The sequence below is a fragment of the Streptomyces plumbidurans genome, assembly GCF_019857225.1.
Classification (GTDB): Bacteria; Actinomycetota; Actinomycetes; order Streptomycetales; family Streptomycetaceae; genus Streptomyces; species Streptomyces plumbidurans.
Genome location: NZ_JAFJSY010000017.1, coordinates 117,899 through 137,108, shown reverse-complemented (window position 1 = coordinate 137,108; position 19,210 = coordinate 117,899). Strand labels below are relative to the sequence as shown.

Here is a 19,210-nt window from a genome sequence, read left to right as displayed (position 1 = left end):
CGCCAGCACTGACGTGCACATTGCATCAATGTCGTGAGGACCTTGGCCACGACCAGGCTACGGCCCACACCGGGGTGGCCGTGGCTCGGTCAGACGGAGGTCCGACAGGACTTGGCGAGCCAGATCGAAGGACTGGTTGCGGGGGCCGTGGGGTACGGAGGCGGCGGATTCGAAGCTGCGCTGTGCGGCGAGGGCTCTGGGCCCGACCAGGCCGGTGAGCCGGTGGTGCCTCCAGAGGGGGGTGGATCCGCGGGCATCGACCACGATGAGGTCCGGCCTACGCCAGATCACCAGAGCCCAGGCTCCCCCGCCGGAGTCGGAGCTCGCGTCTGCCCAGGCTCCGACCAGGGGCGCGTCCTCCGCGGCGCCGACTGCTTCGAGTGCCACCAGCGCGGGGTTGCTGAAGCGGCCGGTGATGTGGAGCAGGAGCTGTCCGTGGCGGTGTACGTCGCGTCCCTTCTCGGTGAGGGACCATACGGCGTCGGCGAGGGGATCGTCCTGGACGACGTCCGACGCGACATCGAGTACAGCGTCCTGGTCGACGGCGGGACCGAAGGCTGTGTCGAGCAGCGCCGTGTATTCCGTGACGTACGCGGGATCCACTGCGGGAAGCAAGTGGCCTACTGCCTGGGAAGCTTCGTTGAAGGCGAGGGTCTCAGGGGTGATCTCGTAGCGCGGGGCATGGCTTCGGAGCACGGCGAGGGCGACTGCGGCGAGGCTGCCGACCTGGGGCTCGATCCGCTGGGGGAGATCGTTCCGGTCCAGTGCGCGGACAGCACGGGAGAGCAATGGCAGCCAGTCGGTGTGTGCCGGAGCCCAGGCGCCCGCTGCGACGGTCCACAGGGTCAGCCGGACGACGAGCATGCGTTCCGGAGGACCCAGGTGGGGAGCGAGGGCGACCAGGCGTTCCACCCAGCGCCGGTATCTGCGGCGGACTTCCTGGTCGGCCTGGTGGAGGTCGGGCAGGGCGGCTGTACCCGCTTCGGCACCGGCTGCCTCAGGGGCGTGCTCCGCTGCCACGGCCTCGGCGTCGTCCTCGTCGAGGGCGGCTTCGATGTCGTCGGTGAACCGCTCGTCCCAGGAGACGGGCAGCAGGTCCTGAAAGGGCGTGCCGGTGTCGATGGAGAGGGGGAGCCCCAGTGCGAAGCGTGTGAGAGGGTGCCCGACGCGCCCGGCGCACTCGTCCAGATAGCGTTCCCACCCGTCCTCGTCGCCGTCCCGTGGGGCCGTCGCGACCGCACCGCCAGTGCTGCTGCTCGCGGATACGCCCGCTGAGGTGGAGGTCAGAGTCGTACGAAGGGTCTCCAAATCGCCCAGGAAACGTTCGGCGAGCCGGGGGTCCGCGAACAGGTCGGGTGGCCGTGTCGCGGGAGTCCGGGACTGGGCCGGGGTCATTCGGCGCAGCGCGCGGTCCGGGTCGACGACGAACACGATGTTGCCGAAGCTCGGTACCCCGTCGCTGCCGACGACGACCAGGCGCACGCGGCTGCCCGCATCCGCCGCAGCCGTCACGGTTTGAGTGGCCTGGCCGGGCGGGACGTCGGCGATGCGCTCCCAGGTCTCCGGCGGTGCGGCCGCCTGAGACAACTCCAGGTGAGCGGTGTCGGAGAGGGGCCGGGCCATGCTGATTTCCAGGCCGTCCGATACGCGTACGGCGCCGAGCAACAGCGGTCCACTGCCGACGGTGGGGCGGGGGAGGGGCGCGGCCGCGTGCAGCCGAGCGGCCGGTTCCTCGGTGCCGACAGGAAGGAGGGTGGAGGCGATGGGGGTGATGACGCCGAGTTCGCAATTGCCGCCCTCGCCCTGGGAAAGCAGCAGGGCTCCGGCGGAAAGGTTCGGGCTGCCGGTCAAGGCCCACCGTTGCCCGTCGGCGGCCCACTCGACGAGTTTCCCGTGGCGGTAGCGCTGATCGTTGTCGCTGATGACGCGTCCGTCGTACTCCTTCACCAGCGCGGCGACCGACGGGCCGTCGAGATCGCTGAGGCCGGGCTGGTAGAAGAGGGTGAACCGGCTAGGACGGAAGCGCTCGAGCAGCCTGCCCAGTGCCGTGGAGCGCTGGTCGTAGAAGGGCGCGAACACGGCCAGTTCGTCGACGGGCCCGTGCGGCAGCTGATCGATGATGGGCGAACGCAGGCTGCTGACGACGCGGACCTGTGGCTCCGTGGGTGTCCTGTCGCGATGGAGCCGGTCCAGCAGTGCCGAGACCCGACCCAGTGCCTGTGGCACGCCGGCGGAGAACCTCACCCTTTCCGGCAGGTCGCGCAGCCATGCCGCGAGGTCCGGTATCGCGGCGGGACTCTGGTCGCCGTCCACCCGAAGTACCGTCCACAGCTCGGCGTTGGCCTGCCAGCCTGCCAGGGTGGTGTTGCCGGAGCCGAGGGCGATGGTGGCGTGCTCCGGTCCGGCCAGAACCATCAGCTTGGGGTGGAACGCGGCACCGTCCGCGTACGCCAGACCGGCGAGGTAGCTGCGACCGGCGCGCCGGACGGACCGGGGATCGTTCCGGGCCATGGAGACATCTCCGGCCACGGTGACGCGTGCGCCGGTGGCCTGGGTGACGCCGAGGGCGACCTCCTCGAAGAAGCCGAGATCGGCGGTGAAGCTGAGGAAGAGCGCTTCTTCCAGGCCGTGTCCGCTGGTGCGCTCCTCGTCGAGGATGAGGCTCAGAGGAGAGGCGAATGCGGTCGGTGGCTTCACTCCGGGCGCCGGTGCCGTCTCAGTCAACGAGAGCCCTCCCGCTCCTGGTCACCGACCAGTGCTGGTCGTCGTAGTGCAGTACGCCGCAGGTGGCCAGGACGGTCCCGAGCTGGTCCAGCCGCAGGCCGACGTCACCGCGCCCTTCCTGGCTGGTCCGGTACAGCAGGCCGCCGCGCTCGTGCAGCCGGGTCGGCAGCCACAGAGTGCCGTCGGTGCGTCGGCGGGCCTTGGCCAGTGCGATCCGCTGCGATCTCGCCACCAGGTCGTAGGTGAGTCGGCGGGCGACATCGCGCAGCTTCATGGGCCGTGCTTCGTCAAGCCGTCGCTGTACCCATTCCGGGCCGAGCTCGACACCACGTCGGCCGAGGAACGCGTCCCGCACCCGGCCGCTGAGTTCGTCCACCCGACGGGCGCCGGCGGCGAGCACCCGCAGCTCTCTGAGGGGCAAGGGATCGCCCGCCCACCGCAGGTCGTGCTCGGCGGGCAACGGCGCTCCGGTCGTGCTCTGCGTCGCCGGAAGTGAGGACAGGAACGCGTCCACCGTCATGTCGGGCAGCTCCGCGGCGAAGCGGTCGGCCACTTCCTCGATCGGCAGCAGTCCGTCGACCTGCTCCACGAGCCAGGACCACAGGCGGCGCCACGCTCCGACGGAGTAGTTCCTCAGCACCACCCCGCGCCAGGCACCGGCCGCGTCGATGCCACTGGTCACGGCATCGGTGGTCAGGAAGTCGCCGAAAGCGAGCACGTGCCCGATGTCGCGGGTGAAGCGGCGGACAGGATGCGTAGCGACCACACGGGTCAGAAGCTGAATCGTCTGTCGACGTGTCGTCGAGCGGGCGCCTTGCCCGGCCTGCGCATCGGGCTCGCACAACAGGTTCGCCAGCCACGCCCCGTCAGGACGCTCGCCGCCCACGCACACGCACAGCCGGTCGCCGAAAGAGGCGAGATCATCCACGTTCAGCGTGTCCTCGGCGGCCAGCTGGAGCAGCCCGCCCAGTCCGGCTCGTAGCGTCGCCGTGTCGAGCCGCGGTCCCGGGACCGGCAAGGGACCTGTGCCGAGGATGCCGAGCGTGATCTCGGATCCGGCGTAGGGCCCCCAGAACCCCCAGGAGTTGCGTACGTACCCGTCCTTGCCCGGAACCTCGGCTTCGGACATGGTGACCGTCCCGGCGTGCAGTCGCCGGGCCAGGGCATCGACCCCGTGAGCACGCGGCAGCCACTCCAGAGCCTGTGGATGATGCGCGAACGACACGGCGGCCAAGGCCACTTCCGAGCGGCGCAGCAGAGTCTGGGCGGCTGGGACCGTCAGATCCTCCGCAGCTGCCTGCGCAGCGATCAGCCCGTGCAGAGCGTAGTAACGCGCGTGCGGTGTCACCGCGGTCACCCCGGGCACCAGGTGATCGACCATGCGCATCACGTGCCGCTCCACCGAGAGCGGATAACGGCCCGCCGCGACGTCCAGCCCAGGGCGGCTCCAGCCCGGCCCGTCCACGAGTTCCGGTGCCCGCCCCTGCCCGTCGACGGCGACCGTGTGCTCAACCATTTCCCGCTCCCACCCCCTGAGCGCCTTTCAGCCGGGAAACTGATCCGTCATTCTGGCGTATCTCCGCGCGGACAGCGGCACTTCGGATGGGAGTCACGCAACCGGATGAATCAGCTCGGTGGGGCTGTGACGCCACGGCTGTGACGCCACGGCGGTGAGTGGCTGTTCTGCGGGAAGAGTCCCCCTTTCCGGCATTGGCTCTCGGCAGCCGGAGCGCACACGGGCCGCGCGTTGCACCGACGTTCGCCGGCGCGCCTCAGAGGTCTACTGGCGACGTCACGTCGCCGAGCTGTGGGATCTCGCGTGTCAGCAGGCGCTCTTCCAGGACGGACGCATAGATGGCGGCTCGGGTGTCGGCGGGGTGGCTCGGTGGCCAGATCCCGCGACGGAAGACGCAGCGTCGGCCGCGGAAGAGCACCACGGTCGTGGCGGCCACCACGGCGTCCGTGTCGCCGGATACGACTTCGCAGGTGAGTGACTCCAGTTCCCCGCCCCGTCGTTCGCAAAGATCCTCGACAGCCCGGCGGGCGGACCGCAGGAATGCGTCCGTGTACTCCTGAGGCCCGCCCCAGCCGACGGGAAGTACGAGGTGGTTGCCGTTCGCCTTGAGGTCTTCGTCCGTGCCGGCCGAAGGCAGTTGTTCGTTCACGGTGAGCCGGCCACCTCCGACGAGCGAAATCTCCTGGTTCGGATCTCCCGACACCGTAGTCGGAACTCCCGTGATCTTCAGGGTGAGCGTGGTGCTACCTGTGGCCTTGCCACAGGCGCCGCCGCAACCCCGGTGGTGGCTGAAGTCGTTCGGCGGGGACGAACCTGGTCAGTCATGCGCCCTGCCCAGGCCATAGCTGATCGTCATACGATCACTACTCTCCGTACGAGGGGAGCGTGGCATGGCGGCTGGTGGATCGGCATCGAGGCGGGCGCAGGAGGCGCGGCGGCAGGAGCGGTTGCTCAGGGAGCAGTGGCAGAGGGCCCGGCGGCAGGCGGTTCGTTGGGAAGCCGCCGGCGAGGGCGAACGCAGGGTCGCCGCCCAGCTGTTGGTCCTGACGGCGCGCGGATGGCGATTATTGGTCGACCGCAGGTGGCCGGGGACGAGGGCGGCCAACGTGGACATGCTGCTGGTCGGTCCCGGCGGTGTGTTCGTTCTCGACGTCAAGAACTGGCGCTCCGCACCGGAGGTTTCGCAGGGCAAGCTGTTCGCCGGAGGCGAGCCCCGCGGTGAGCACGCAGCCAAGCTGCTGGCCGTGACGAGGGTGGCCGAGTCGGCGGTGGCGTCCTTGGGGATGTCCCCGGTCGCGGTCCAGCCCGTGATGGTTTTCGCGGGGCACCGCATCGATGCCGGGCTGGGCAGGATCCGGCTGCTGGGGGAGCAGGAGGTCGGACCGGCTCTGCTGTCGCAGCGCAGTCGACTTCCCGCCGAATCCGTACGTGCCATCGCCGACCATCTGGAGCGGGTCTTCCCCGAGCACGAGGGATCGTCCGTGTCGCAGACGGCACCGTCCCCGCCTCAGGTGCGGCCCCGAGCGGACCTGTCCGACGGTCTGTTCAACATCGAGGAACTGCGCGAGGCGGCTCTGGAAGAAGCGCTGCGGGCCCCGATCGAGCAGTGGATGACCTTCCTGCACCCGGATCAGGTGGCCCTGGTGCGCCGCAACTGGGCCGGCCCCGCACGAATCAGCGGTCCGGCAGGCACGGGCAAGACCGTGGTCGGCCTGCACCGCGCGGCGCACCTCGCCCAGCGCACCACCGGCCGGCTCCTGTACGTCACCTACGCCAACAACCTCCCGCGTGTGCAGGCGACCTTCCTCAGGACCATGTCCCCCGCCGTGGCCGACAGGGTCGACTTCCGAAGCCTGCACTCCTGGGCCCAGGAGTTCCTGCGCGACAGCGGTGTCCCCGTCCGGTTGCACGGAGAAAAGGCCCAGACCGCTTTCAGCCTTGCCTGGAAGCACGTCGGCCGTGACAGCTGCCTGACCGAGATCGACCCGGCCTGGGGGTACTGGAAGGAGGAGATAGACCGCGTCATCAAGGGGCGCGGCATCACGTCCTTCGAGGAGTACGCCACGGTGCCCCGCCGACGCCGTCGCGCGAGTCTGCGGCGTACGCATCGGAAGGCCGTCTGGGCTCTGTACGAGGCGTACGAAGCGCTCCGCGTCGAGCGCGGCGTGCACGACTTCAACGACGTCCTCTCCCTCGCCCTGGCAGAAGCGCGGCGCGGCACAGCGCACCACCGCTATACGGCAGTGATCGTCGACGAGGTCCAGGACCTGACCCTGGTCGGAGTACGGCTCGTTCACGCTCTCGTCGGCGATGCGCCCAACGGACTGCTGCTGGTCGGCGACGGCCAACAGGCCGTCTACCCAGGCGGTTTCCGCCTGTCGGACGCGGGCATCGACATTCGCGGGGACCGCGGGCAAGTCCTGCGCACCAACTACCGCAACAGCAAGGAGATCCTTGACGCGGCACTCGCTGTCGTCGCCGAGGACTCCTTCGAGGACATCGACGGGCTCCCGACGCCGGGCCGCCGAGACGTCGAACTCACCTATCACGACGGCAACGTGATCCGCGTATCGAAGCCGACACCGGCCGAGCACGACCAGGCCCTCCTGGAGGCCCTGCGCGACCTGCCGCCCGGCGCCCGCCCGGACACCGCGGTGCTGTGCCCATCCATGCGCGCCATCGACCACTACCAACGGCTCCTCGAACGGGCGGGCATCTCCGTATGCCTGCTGGAGCACTATGACGGCCGCCCCGTCGACGCCGTCAAACTCGGCAGTTATCGCCGGGCCAAGGGCTTGGAGTTCAAGCGCGTCTACCTCCCCGAGCACGATACGGCCCTGACGAACGGCTCCCGCACACCCGACGCGGAAGCCTGGGAAACCGAACGTGAGCGCAACGAGCTGGCGCGAAGCCGACTCTTCGTGGCCATGACCCGGGCGCGTGACGTGCTGTGGCTGGGCAGCGTGAATCGGCAGCCAGAAGGGCGATGACAGACAAGACTCCTGCAGCCCCTGCCACTACGGCGAGACGGAGATGCGCCGCCACGACACGCACCAGCACTGACGCGTTCTCTCGCGAGGTACTCGGCGGCGTCCCGGTCGAGAAAGTCCGGCAGGCAAGGCAGTCGAACCTCCTTCCGCGCCCGTCTTTAACTGGGAACGAGGGAGGGCGCTTTGAATGCCGACGAGGAACGCCAGTTCCGTGAGTTCGTGGCGGCGCGGTCGAGATCGCTGCTGCACACGGCATACCTGCTGACCGGGGACTGGGAGCAGGGCCGGGACCTGCTCCAGACCGCGCTTGCCTCCACGGCTCGGCGTTGGTCGAAGCTGCGAGACCGGGAGCAGCCGGAGATCTACGTGCGCCGGGCGCTCTACCACGCGCAGGTGGATCGCTTCCGGCTCCTCAGCTGGGGGCGGGAGACGGTCACGGACACCCTGCCGGACCAGTTGTCCGCCCGGGTCGACTGGGCCGACACCGTGGTCCAGCGGCAGGACATCATGGCCGCGCTGCGGCGGCTGCCCAAGCGCCAGCGTGCGGTGATCGTGCTGCGCTACTTCGAGGACCGGCCGGACCACGAGATCGCCACGATCCTGGGCGTTGCTCAGGGCACGGTCCGCAGCCAGACCCACAAGGCGCTCGCCTCTCTTCGCACCACCCTGGCCGGGGCAGGGCCGTCGTCCTCCTCTTCCACTGCCTCCGGAAGGGGCGTCATCGCATGAACAGCCCGAACCAACACCCGCAGTACGAAACGCTGCTGCACGATGCCCTGCACGCGCATGTCCGGGAGAGCGGCGGTGACGCAGCGGGCACCCATCTGGCCGGCCTGGCCGACGGTGCGTTGCGGGTCGCCCGGCGACGGCAACGGCTGGCCCGCACCGGGGTCGGCGTCGCTGCCGTCGCCGTGGTCGCCACCGCCTGGGTCGCCGTCGCGGACGGCGCGCCCTTCCGCGCGCACACGGTTCAGCCCGCGGCGGAGGGCGGCACCGGGAGGGCGGCCGCGGTCTCCCTCCTGCCGGTCACCTCGTCCACGGAGCGGGCCTGCACCCCTGGCAGCGGCGGCTACACCGTGCACGCCACGGCGACCGGACCGGCGCTCTGCGTCCGCGCCGACCGGGCCAGGGGCATGACCGACGTTCATGTCACCTCCGCGAAGGCGGAGAAGAGCGCCAGCGACGGTGCCTGGCAGGTCGAGGTGACCCTCAGCCCCGCCGACCGGACCCGCTTCGCCGCCTTCACCGGCTCCCTCGCGGGATCCCCGGCCCCGCGCAACGAATTCGCCATCGTCATCGACGGCAAGCTCTGGGGCAGGCCCTATGTGGCCTCCTCGATCACCGGCGGCCGTTTCGAAATCGTCGGCGCCTACGTCGGAGACCTCACCAGCACCACCGCCCACGACCTCGCCCGCAGACTGGATCCCGGCAGGTGAGTAGTAGTCAACTACAGCTACGACGTTGACGAACCGGTGCGGAGGAACCGGGGGGAGTCCCTACCGCACAAGCCACGTGAGGTCCACCGGCGAGGTCTCCGTGCTGGGTCAGGCCGTCGGGACCGCCGGGGGCCAGGCACGGGCGCTGATCCGTCAGCCGGCGAGCAGGGCCTGCATCCACTGGTCTTCGCGTAGCTCGACGTATTCGGCGTCGTTTCGCCAGGCGTCACCGTGGCCTTCGGCCCACAGCCTTGCCCAGGGCTGGGCTCCTTGGGCTGCCTGGTCGCGCAGGAAGTCGTGCATGGAACGTGTACGGCGCCCCAGCACAGGGACCAACCGACGGCGTTCGGACTCAGCCAGACCGTAGGCGTCGGCGAAGACTCGCAGTCGGTCCGCCGCGTCCGGGCTCTGCCAGTCCGGATGCGCGGACAGCGGGATGAACCCGTGCATGGCGTATGCGACATCCCACAGGCACGAGCCGGGACCCGCACCGTCCCAGTCGATGAAGGCCCACCGCGCCTCGTCTGCGACCACGAGGTTCCAGGGGGCGAGGTCGTGATGGGCGATGATGTCACTGCCCTCAGCGGGGATCAGCGTCTGCCATCGCGCATCGGACGGCGGCGTGAAGTCCTGTACGGCGTCGTGAAAGTCCCGGATCAGCCGCGCCACGCGCGCCAGTTGTCGAGCGGGTTCCATCAGCGAGAACCGGTCGGGCCAGACCACATCTCCCGGCATGAAGGTCAGGACCTCACGCCCCTGATCGTCAATACCGAGCGGGCGAGGCGCCGCGCCGAATCCCACCTCATGCAGGTGGGCAAGCAGGGCATGTACAGCGGGAGTCCATGGTCCGGCCGGACGGCGAACGGTGTCCCCGACGCGCACAACACCATCACTGACGTTGCCACCGGACAAAGGCTGTTCATCATCGTGCCGCATCGAACCAGTGTGTCGGAACAGCTCGTCACGATCGCCCATCAAGAGGGGAGCGTCAGACACGCACACAGCGGACGTGGCATGGGCTTCAGTCGCCCGCGAACCACAGACAACTCCCTGGGGCGGCCGCGCACTCTTCCAGCATCATGGCGAGGTCGTCCAATGCGGCGAGCTGACATACATCGCCACACCTCTACCGTAGGCCGGGAGTCTCGCGGAGGGCGACGGCATCCGTTGCTCGTTCATCAACGTGGCTCCGTAAGCCGTGGAACACATAGCCCGCCTCAACCGACGGACGCGGCCCGCCATTGTGCGGTGACGCACCCCTCTCCCTTCACGAATGGGCCCTCGGGGTTCGTCATAACGCTCAGAATGCACAGCCCTGCCCCGCATCCGGGGCGCTGGTCATGCAGTCACGCAGATAGGCACGCACGCAGAAACAGGTCAGGCACCTACGCGAGTGCGTAGGTGCCTGACCTGGTGTTTCGGCTGTCGGGGTGGCGGGATTTGAACCCACGACCTCTTCGTCCCGAACGCGATCAGGTGCTTTCGGGCCTTGCCGTTGGGGCGCTGACTTGCATGTTCGCATCCGGCAGGGTCCATTACCGTCCGGGACCGTCTAGGTGGGGCCTCCTCGTTTGGCCCCCCGTTTGGCCCCCTGCGGGGTCCGCCGGACCGTGCGACCCCGGGGTTCATGCGGAGGCGCGTCAATCAAGACGACAGCGTGCCCGAACGCGGAACCGAGGGGTAAGTGACTACGTTCGCTTACTCGTCAGCATCCACAACCTGACGGGCCCTTGGCTGTCTAACATAGAGCCACACTGTCGGATGTGGTCAAGGATGCCGGATGCCGGATGAGTTGCAGGTCCAAGTCCCTGGCTGCGATGGGCTGGATCCCTCAACAAAACGGGCACTTCTCGATAAGATATCAGATTTCGGGCAAACCCTCCTTCAAGAGGCCCAGCGACTCGAAGCGGCAAATCGCGATCACAACGGTCCTGCCCAGGTGACCGTGACAGACGTCAATGACGCCAATACGCTTGTTAGGCGCGGGAGGGTTCACCAGAAGAAAGACATGGTGGCCGCATTCTTGTATGGAGCGTCGGCAGTAACCGGTGTTGCGGCTGGATACTTCACGAACCATACAGATCAGCCCTGGGGTGTCCTCGGTCTAGTTTTTTGTGCGACCACGACTGTAAGTTGCGGAGTTGCGGGGTTGATGCGGTGAGTAACGAAGAGGGTCAGACTCCCGCCCCCCTGTCCCCGGCGGCACGGCTAGCGCTTGAGGAGGCAGTAGAGGAATTTCGGGCGGAGCTTGAGGCTCGCACACTGCTGACTTCGTCATCGCAAGGAACGGTGTCGCAGTCGGCCACGGCTCGGGATGTCACTGAGGCGTTCAACGAGCTAATGCGGGATGCTGCAGATCCTGCTGAGCAAGGAGCGTATAGGGAACGCTTCATGCGTTTCCTGTGGACGCTTACGACAACGTATTTCTTCCTTGGTTCGGGAATATTTATTGCGTCTGTCTGGGACCGAAAGATGGAATTTCGTGATTACTCTCTCACGTTTTCAGGCGCACTTATGGGTACCATCGTCACGATGGTGCTTTTGCGTCTGCAGAAGCCAATCCTTCAGTTTCTCGTTCGCTCTCCAGGACTCTATCGCAATCCACCACCTGTACGGGGGGAACGTGGTTCCCGAGCTGGTCTCATCATTAGGTGGATGGAAATAGAGGAAACTATGCACGCGAGGCTGTCGGATGAGATCGGAGAGTCTCGCGTGCCAAAGGATCCGCGATCCCTGATGGACCAGTTCTCGCGTGCCGCTAATTTGTCACCCGTCGACAAGGCTGATCTGCGTTTCGTGCTGCAGGTCAGAAATCAAGCCGCTCACATGCGCGACGTCGAACCTTCGGAAATCGCTAAGGCGGCGCACAAGGCAGGTCGGCTTCTGGAGAAATTCAGAACCGTTAATCTGACGGTCAGGTAACTGTTGTCGATCGTTTAATCGGGGACCTTAGGGTAGCCACAAACGCTTATTGCGGAAGGAATCCTGGCCTTTCTTGTCCCAGTGTTTGCAGCCTTGCGAGATACTCGCGTGCCGCGGACTCGGAGGCGTAGCGGCGCCGCATCTCAGCAGCAAGCTCCCTACTGGTCATGATGAGTGACGGGACCGACTGCCGGTCACCATCGAGGGCCCGCTCACCCATGAGGAGTGCCTGCTCCAAGTCGCCCTCACGCGCCGCCGTGACTCCGAGCGTGACCCGCGCTTCCGCGTTGCGCATCGGTGAACGCTCAGTGCCGTCGAAGTCTGTTCCCGCCCTCAGCACCTCTTCGGCGAGCGTGCGCGCGAGCTTGTCCTCACCGACCAGGCGATAGCAGTCCATCGCGTAGAAGTCGAACTTGGCTGGGTCCACCACGAAGTGGTTGTCCAGGTTCTCGGGATACGGCATCCCTTCGAGCAACCGCCGACCCTTGTCCAAGGCCACCTCGACCTGCCGGCGGTCCCCGATCCGCGCCCATGCCTTGGCCTCCTGGGCTGCGAGCTGCACGGCCACACCGTGGTGCGCCGCCGTCTCGGCTCCGGCCCGCGCAGCGGCGATGACGCCGCGGTAGTCGCCGGTCGTGAGGGCGAACCACGCCCGCATCTCATGTGCCCACCCGGCGACCTCCGCATGGTCAGCCTCGGTCGCGAGCGAAAGCGCCGCCTGTCGTGTCGACTCAGCGGCATGCCGTGCGCCCGTGTCGTACTCGACACAGCCGACCAGGAGGGCGAGCCAACCAGACAGCGCGAGCACCTCGCGGTGCTGCGCGAGCGTGAGGCTCTTCGTGTGGAGTTCGACCACGCGGCGCAGCCATTGCCGCCCCTCGATGAGAAGCTGCTCGCTCGGCATGAATGGGTACTCCGAGGCGAGCCGGTCAGCGGTGATCCGCAGGGCGTCAAGGGTGGCGTTGTCGACGTCGGACCGGTTGAGACGGCTCACGATCTCCAGCGTCTCCATGCCGGACGCTGCCAGGATCTCCTTGTCTCCGTCCCGCCGTGAGGGCGCCGGGAAGAGCGCGTGTGTCACGGTGCCGAAGAGGGCCGCGATGATCGGTTGGTAGAAGTCGTTCGGCATCTGGCCTGACTCCCAGCGCTTCCACTGGCGAATCATGCTGTCTTCCGCGGGCAGCTCCGTGGGAGCGTGCGCCCGCAGCGCCCTTACCGCGTCACGCTGCGACCAGTCACGGGCCGCTCGTTCGGCAGCGATGCGCCGCGCCCATGCGGGCCTGTCGTCGGTCATGCGCCCTCCCTCGAGTGCCTACTCCGAGTCTCGCGCGTGAGCAGGGGGGACAGGGAAGGGGACAAGGGGGTGTCACTGGACATGTCCCCACCTCCGTTTCGTCGTCCCCTGGCTGTCACTTACTTCAGACCCCCTGTTCCTTGCACGCTGGTTGCAGATCACGCACCACCCGGGGCGGAGCGCTCTTCGAGTGCTGCGACCCGTTCAGCCAACGCCTGAATCTGGGAGCGGATTTCCGTGATGTCGTCGCGTACGTCGCTGCTGGGGGAAGTCCCGTCGCTGACGAAGTTGCCGAGGTTTCCGGCCGACACGATCAACCCTTCGGCCCGGAGTGCGGCCAAACCGTTCTGGATGGTCTGGCTCGCGAACCCGAACCGGTCGATCAACTCGCGCTGTGACGGGAGTTTGTCCCCCGGCTCCATCTTCTTGATGTCCTCGCGAAGTGCGTCCGCGACCTGCACCGCTTTCGGCTTCGGCCCTCCTGTGACAGTCATGCTCTGAGAGTACCCACCACAGCGAACTAGTGCGCATCACCTCGCGGGGGTTGTGCACCACAGCAGACTAGTGCAAGCTAGTTAGCGAACGGCCTCCCAAAAACTTCGGGATGGCAACCGCTTGACCTGCACGAATGGCTCGGGATTGCCCGTATGGCTGCCGCTTGCGGCGGCCGGAAGGCGGCTTTTGCCGCGCGCCGCGGGCCCCGCGCTGATCGCACCTTGAGAACTCAACAGTGGACCGAGGATCTACCGCCTGTCCTCAGCTCCAAGAAGGCGGCCCGCGCGGAGAAAGACCCGCGCACCTGATCTCGCGAGCGGGTCCGACCTGGCGTTCATGCCGTCGGCCCCGCTCGCTCCAGAACTGCCCCGATGGTCGTAGGCGGGTTCGACTCCCGCCGGGGCGCTATCCCCTGCCGCAACTTGCGGTTGGGGCTTCCGGAGTGGTCGCCGTCTCACCAACACGCCTGCACCGCTCCGGTTCCTGTCCCTCCCATCAGGAGCCCTCATGCGTACCTACATTGGTCCCCACCAGGCCGTCACGACTGATGAGTTCGTGGAACTCGCGCTCGGCACCCCGGTTGAACTGTGGCTCGGGGTTGAGGGCGAGACCGAGGAGGAGCGCGCGGCCCGCTTGGATGCGGCTCGCGACATCCTCGCGGACACCCCGAGCCTTGCCGACGATGTGGCCCGGATCGCTGCCGAGGTCATCGACACGCACCCGGAGCTGTTCGACGTCGTTCCGCTGCCACGCCCCACCCGGCGCCGTGCGCCGCGCAAGGTGGTGGCGGCATGACGAGGCAGCCCATCGAGCGTCCGGCCGTGCCGCCGCTGACCCGCCCGGAAATGGGCCTTGCCGGACTCGGGGCGCTCGCCGCCGCCGGAGTCGGCGCGCTGGGCCTGATCTCCTCCTTCGACGCCGTGTCCGCTGCTGCGACCCGGTGGGGCTTCGGCGAACCGTGGATGCTGCCGGTCGGGATCGACGTGGCCATCCCTGTGTTCACCGTGGCCAACCTGCTGCTGATCCGCATGGATATGGCGCTCGCGTGGGTGCGGTTCGTGCCGTGGGCGCTCACACTGATCACGTGCGGGCTGAACATCGCGGCCGGACACTCCCTGTCGGCCAAGGTCGCCCACGGCACGATGCCGCTGCTATGGGTGGTGTTCTCCGAGATCGGAGCGCACATCTACGCCGTGCGGATCGGCGCGGCCACTGGTCGGCGCATGGAGAAGATCCGGTTCTCTCGCTGGCTGCTTGCCTTCCCCTCCACCTTCGCGCTGTGGCGCCGCATGACGCTGTGGGAGGTCACTTCCTACTCCGAGGCGCTGGCGCGAGAGAAGGAACGGCAGTTGGCCCGCGCGGACCTGCGCGAGCGCTACGGCCGCAAGTGGCGCTCGAAGACCCCGCGGCGCGAGCGCGTGATGCTGCGCATGGGCGAACTCGCCCCTGCCACCGAGCAGGAGACGCCCGCGCCGCCCCCGGTGGAAAATCCGCCGGCACGCCCGGCTGAGCCCAAGCCGCGTCCGCGTCGCCGGACGACCACCAAGGCCAAGGGCAAGGCTCAGCGCACCTTCGAGGAGGCGCTGACCGAGGCGCGCACGGTCACCGCTGAGTGGACCGAGGCGGAGCTGACCGCGGACCGTCTGCGCACCACGCTGCACGTCTCGCAGGCCAACGCCCGCAAGTTGCGGGAGCAGTTGAAGGACGAGCGCGCCGACGGCCGTCCGCTGCACGCGGTCGACGAATACGCCGTTACCGATTCGCGTCAGGATGACGCATCGGCTGAGGCTGCCTGATGTTCGCCAAGTGCTTCGACCCGACCGGCGCGAGGCACGGACTGCCCACCTACCCGTGGCGCTATGCCCCCGACGGACTCGCCACCAAACGGCAGCTACGGGCCCGCGGCTTACGGCCCGGTGGGCAGTCCATCGCGGCGCAGATCATGCGCCCGCGCTACCGGCGCGGCCCGCTGGTCGCCTACCTCTACCGCGTCGACCGCGCCAAGCCCGTCCGGCCGATGACGCCGGGCAAGTGGGCCGCGCTCGCCAAGGCGAACCGCGCCCGCCGCACATGCCCCGCCTGCCGACAGGACGCCGGATACGTCATCCCCACGTCGCTCGGCATGTGCGTGCCCTGCGCCTACCCCGAGGAACAGCGCGCTGCCTGACTGCACATCACGATCCGGCGGGGTCCGTCCGCCCACCTCCTACAGCGACGGCTGGACCCCGCCTTTCCTCCCCTTGGAAGGGACTTTCAGTGAAGCACCCCGACGACGACAACGAACTGTTCAACCGACTCGAAGCGGAGATGAGCGCCGACTCCGGGGGCGAGGTAGTCGACCTCGACAAGGCGCGGTCGGCCCGTACCGAGTCGGCCGACCCGACCGCCCGACCCGACTCCGAACCGTCGGCCGACTCGGAGACCGGTCGGTCGGGTGCCGAGTCGGGCGACCCGACCGCGCGCGTGATGGTCGACCTGCCGACCCCGACGGCCGCCGGTCCGGGCTACCTCGGTCGGCTGCTCGGTGCCCAGCGCCGTGCGGTCGTTCCCGTGTGGCTGCGGTCGGTGGCGGAACTGCGGACTGCCACGGCGTGGGTGGCCCGTCACTACGCCCACGCTGCCGGGTATCACGCGCTGCGTGCCCCGGTCTACGCCGCCCGGCTCGCAGTGCAAGCCCCGACCGGCGCCGCCCGATTCGTGGGCGGCACGATGCGATGGGTGGCCGACCGTGAGGGCGAACCGGTCCGACTCGCCGCGGTCCGACGTGAGGACGCCGCGGAGTACCTGAAGCTGTCGCGGCAGCGCGATGGACGGGTCCGACTGCGCACCCTCGTTGCCGTGCTCGCTATGTTCGTCGGGCTTGGCTCCGCGCTCGCCATCTACGTGCTCGCCCCCGACTGGCTTCAGGCGGTGTCGGTGAGCGCGGTCGTGATGGCGCTCGGGTTCGCCGGACGCCGCGCGGATGCCCCGGTCATCCACCGTGCGGTGGAACTGCCCAAGGCAGTCAAGCTCACCAGTGACATCGTGCTGCGGGCACTGGGCGCACTCGGCATCCCTGCCATCAACCAGGCGCAGGCCAAGGGGCGCGACGGGTTCGAGTTCACCGCCCCGATCACCCGTGACGGCCCCGGTTGGCGCGCGGAGGGCAACCTCCCGTACGGCGTCACGGTGACTGACGTCATCGAGCGTCGCGACCGGCTCGCTTCCGGCCTGCGCCGCCCGCTCGGCTGTGTGTGGCCCGAGGCGGTACCGGATGAGCACACCGGTCACCTCGTGCTGTGGGTGGGGGATCAGGACATGTCCCGCGCCAATCAGCCCAAGTGGCCGTTGCTCAAGGCGGGTTCGGTGGACCTGTTCAAGCCGGTCGCCTACGGAACTGACCAGCGCGGACGGTGGGTCGAAGCGACGCTCATGTACATCGCGGGCGTCATCGGCGCCATCCCGCGCATGGGCAAGACCTTCCTGCTCCGCCTGCTGCTGCTCATCGCCGCCCTCGACCCGCGGGCAGAGCTGCACACCTACGACATGAAGGGCACGGGCGACCTCGACCCGGTCGGCGACGCCGTCTCGCACCGCCACGCCGCGGGTGACGACGACGAGTCCATCGAGTACTGCCTGAACGACTTCCGGGCGCTGCGCGAGGAACTGCGGCGCCGCACCAAGGTGATCCGCTCGCTTCCGCGGGATGTCTGCCCGGAGTCGAAGGTGACCAGCGCCCTTGCCGACAAGCGCTCCCTGGGACTGCACCCGATCGTGATCGGGGTGGATGAGTGCCAGGTGCTGTTCGAGCACCCGGAGCACGCCAAGGAGTTCGAGGAGATCGCAACTGACCTGGTCAAGCGTGGTCCGGCCACCGGCATCGTGCTGCTGCTCGCCACGCAGCGCCCGGACGCCAAGGCGTTGCCTACCGGCATCAGCGCGAACGCGTCGGCCCGGTGGTGCCTGAAGGTCATGGGTCAGCTCGAAAACGACATGGTTCTTGGCACGTCCGCGTACAAGCGCGGGGTGCGGGCGACCATGTTCGCCTGGGGTGACAAGGGCATTCACTACTTCGTCGGTGAAGGCTCGGACGCCAGGATCGTGCGGTCCGTCTACGTCGACGGACGGGGCGCCGAAGCCATCAGCGCCCGCGCTCGCCGCCTGCGCGAGGAAGCGGGCACCCTGTCTGGGCACGCGCTCGGGGAGGCACCCGAGCCGGTCACCAGCGCGTATGACCTGCTGCGCGACATCCTCGCCGTAGTGCCGGCCGATGAGCCCAAGGTGTGGTCCGAGACCGTCGTCGCCCGGCTCGCAGAGCTGCGCGAGGAGGTCTACGACGGCTGGGACCCCGAAGGACTCGCCGCGGCCCTCAAGCCGCACGGCGTCTCCACCATCCAGGTGGGCCGTCGCGTCAAGGGCAAGGTCGTCAACCGGCGCGGAATCGACCGCCCCCACATCGTCGCTGCGATTGCGGAGCGTGACGGAAACCGGGACGCGGGCTGACGCTCCGGGGCCGCTAGCGCTAGCGGCACACCCCGCTAACGTTAGCGGCCCCGCTAGCGCCCCAAACCCGCTCTGATCAGGACGCTAGCGGATAGCGGCCCACCTGCGGAAACCCCTGAAACCCGCCTGGAAGGGCCCGTCATGACCCCTGTCCTGCTCGCTATCACCCTGATTCTCGGCGTAACGCTGTGTTACTTCGCCGTGTGTGCTGCCTCGCCGTTCGGCAACTGCCGCAAGTGCAACGGCTGGGGCTTCGCGATGAAGACCGACCGCAAGGGCCGCATGAAGCGCGGCCAGGACTGCCGCCGCTGCAAGGCCACCGGCAAGCGCATACGGGTCGGCCGCTGGCTCTACAACCGCTGGGCCCGCATCTACCGCGCAGGCACCGCCGACTAGCGCTCACGGAATGGGACCGGCGGTCACCCGCTACAGCGGAGTCGCACGAGGCAAATGCTCGCCAGCGCGACCGCCGATCCATGTCCCCAAGCTTGCGAGCACCTGGGGCCCGCGCAGCATATCCACCCGTCGATCTCGCCTGAAAGCGAGTTTCTCCCGTGATCCTCAACATCTCCGCCGTGCTGCTTTTCGGCGCCGCCTCCGCCCTGGCCGTCAAGACCAAGTCCTCCGGAGGGGGTTCGGCCATCGTGCTGTTCCTCTTCGGGTTCTTCGCCGCCGGTACCGGCGCGTACGAGCCCATCCACAACCTCGTGCAGGCGGGCGCCGAAGCCCTGTCCGCCCTCGGCAACTGACAGGAGAACCCGTGACGAACGAACACGTTCCCGCCCTGCGACCGGATGCGCCGACCGCCCGCGCGTACGACCCGGCATCGCTGGACCTGTACGCGCCCGCACCGTCGGTCGTTGAACTGGCCGGCGAAGGCGGCCCCGTGGTGTGGGTGCCCGACGCCTACGGGCGCATGGTCCCCATGCCCAAGCACCTTGCCCCGCCGCCCATGCCCATGCCGGAGCCGCGCGACCTCACCCCGCTGCCCCTTGTGGACCCGATCGCTCAGCGCTTTCTCGGGGCCGGTCTCGGGGGTGGCGCGCTCGCGGCTGGAGTCGGCTACGGCATCGGCGAGGTCATCAGCGCCGCTGCCGGTTTCACCTCCGGCGCCGCGATGTGGATCGCCGTCGCCGTGCTCGCCTGGCGCATCCCCGTCCGGGCCGTCGCCGACAGCCGACGCGGCAGCACGGTCAACATCCGCAAGGCCGTGATCAAACGCAACCACTTCTACGGCTAGCTACGCCCGGGGCGGGCGCCGTCTCACCACAAGCCTGCGCCCGCCCCGGTTCTCCAGTCCCTCCTAGAGAGCAGGAGACATCCAGCATGACCCAACCAGCGTCATTCGGCG

Annotated in this window: 16 protein-coding genes and 1 pseudogene; 11 read left to right on the top strand and 6 right to left on the bottom strand. The window is 68.3% G+C overall.

The genetic code is table 11. The annotated features are described in order from the left end of the window. Positions 1-57 precede the first annotated feature (57 nt). The 3 genes and pseudogenes from JYK17_RS14500 to JYK17_RS41000 all read right to left on the bottom strand — a co-directional run. Complete coding sequence (locus JYK17_RS14500) at positions 58-2,724, bottom strand: hypothetical protein (RefSeq protein ID WP_222810503.1); 2,667 nt, start codon at positions 2,722-2,724, stop codon at positions 58-60. Further along, the gene (locus JYK17_RS14495) at positions 2,717-4,240 is read right to left on the bottom strand and encodes a hypothetical protein (protein ID WP_222810502.1); all 1,524 of its coding nucleotides are present in this window, start codon (positions 4,238-4,240) and stop codon (positions 2,717-2,719) included. The genes JYK17_RS14500 and JYK17_RS14495 overlap by 8 nt, the downstream gene beginning before the upstream one ends. A gap of 256 nt (positions 4,241-4,496) precedes the next feature. Then, positions 4,497-5,009 (bottom strand): annotated as a pseudogene (locus tag JYK17_RS41000) (choice-of-anchor P family protein); the annotation flags it as partial. A gap of 121 nt (positions 5,010-5,130) precedes the next feature. Between JYK17_RS41000 and JYK17_RS14485 the strand changes: the two are divergent. The 3 genes from JYK17_RS14485 (at position 5,131) to JYK17_RS14475 (ending at position 8,666) form a co-directional block, all read left to right on the top strand. After that, positions 5,131-7,230: a nuclease-related domain-containing DEAD/DEAH box helicase gene (locus JYK17_RS14485; RefSeq protein ID WP_128802512.1), complete on the top strand. Its 2,100-nt coding sequence runs from the start codon at positions 5,131-5,133 to the stop codon at positions 7,228-7,230. Between the two features lie 183 nt (positions 7,231-7,413). Beyond that, positions 7,414-7,959 carry a SigE family RNA polymerase sigma factor gene (locus tag JYK17_RS14480; protein WP_128802513.1) on the top strand — a complete coding sequence of 182 codons (546 nt, stop codon included), beginning with the start codon at positions 7,414-7,416 and terminating at the stop codon, positions 7,957-7,959. Continuing rightward, on the top strand, positions 7,956-8,666 hold the full coding sequence (locus tag JYK17_RS14475) for a SecDF P1 head subdomain-containing protein (RefSeq protein ID WP_128802514.1): 711 nt from the start codon (positions 7,956-7,958) through the stop codon (positions 8,664-8,666). The genes JYK17_RS14480 and JYK17_RS14475 overlap by 4 nt, the downstream gene beginning before the upstream one ends. A gap of 153 nt (positions 8,667-8,819) precedes the next feature. Here JYK17_RS14475 and JYK17_RS14470 read toward each other — a convergent pair whose 3' ends face one another. After that, positions 8,820-9,602, bottom strand: a complete 783-nt coding sequence (locus JYK17_RS14470; protein ID WP_222810501.1) for a phosphotransferase enzyme family protein — start codon at positions 9,600-9,602, stop codon at positions 8,820-8,822. 1,221 nt (positions 9,603-10,823) lie between these two features. Between JYK17_RS14470 and JYK17_RS14465 the strand changes: the two genes are divergently transcribed. Further along, positions 10,824-11,588: a hypothetical protein gene (locus JYK17_RS14465; RefSeq protein WP_222810500.1), complete on the top strand. Its 765-nt coding sequence runs from the start codon at positions 10,824-10,826 to the stop codon at positions 11,586-11,588. Between the two features lie 46 nt (positions 11,589-11,634). Here the strand turns inward: JYK17_RS14465 and JYK17_RS14460 are convergent, their stop codons facing one another. Beyond that, complete coding sequence (locus JYK17_RS14460) at positions 11,635-12,882, bottom strand: NsdA family TPR-like regulatory protein (protein ID WP_222810499.1); 1,248 nt, start codon at positions 12,880-12,882, stop codon at positions 11,635-11,637. Positions 12,883-13,040: 158 nt separating this feature from the next. After that, positions 13,041-13,376, bottom strand: a complete 336-nt coding sequence (locus JYK17_RS14455; RefSeq protein WP_234547985.1) for a GntR family transcriptional regulator — start codon at positions 13,374-13,376, stop codon at positions 13,041-13,043. 508 nt (positions 13,377-13,884) lie between these two features. Between JYK17_RS14455 and JYK17_RS14450 the strand changes: the two genes are divergently transcribed. From JYK17_RS14450 to JYK17_RS14420, 7 genes are all read left to right on the top strand, one after another. Then, entirely contained in the window at positions 13,885-14,172 is a 288-nt protein-coding gene (locus tag JYK17_RS14450; protein WP_222810498.1) for a hypothetical protein, read from the top strand. Further along, complete coding sequence (locus JYK17_RS14445) at positions 14,169-15,173, top strand: DUF2637 domain-containing protein (protein ID WP_234547984.1); 1,005 nt, start codon at positions 14,169-14,171, stop codon at positions 15,171-15,173. Before JYK17_RS14450 ends, JYK17_RS14445 begins: the two co-directional genes overlap by 4 nt. Beyond that, entirely contained in the window at positions 15,173-15,544 is a 372-nt protein-coding gene (locus JYK17_RS14440; protein WP_141206197.1) for an RRQRL motif-containing zinc-binding protein, read from the top strand. The genes JYK17_RS14445 and JYK17_RS14440 overlap by 1 nt, the downstream gene beginning before the upstream one ends. An 89-nt stretch (positions 15,545-15,633) precedes the next feature. After that, positions 15,634-17,859, top strand: a complete 2,226-nt coding sequence (locus tag JYK17_RS14435; RefSeq protein ID WP_222810497.1) for a cell division protein FtsK — start codon at positions 15,634-15,636, stop codon at positions 17,857-17,859. 141 nt (positions 17,860-18,000) lie between these two features. Next, on the top strand, positions 18,001-18,255 hold the full coding sequence (locus tag JYK17_RS14430) for a hypothetical protein (protein ID WP_222810496.1): 255 nt from the start codon (positions 18,001-18,003) through the stop codon (positions 18,253-18,255). 158 nt (positions 18,256-18,413) lie between these two features. Then, positions 18,414-18,608 carry a hypothetical protein gene (locus JYK17_RS14425; protein WP_222810495.1) on the top strand — a complete coding sequence of 65 codons (195 nt, stop codon included), beginning with the start codon at positions 18,414-18,416 and terminating at the stop codon, positions 18,606-18,608. Between the two features lie 11 nt (positions 18,609-18,619). Beyond that, entirely contained in the window at positions 18,620-19,099 is a 480-nt protein-coding gene (locus tag JYK17_RS14420; RefSeq protein ID WP_372465117.1) for a hypothetical protein, read from the top strand. Positions 19,100-19,210: the final 111 nt, after the last annotated feature.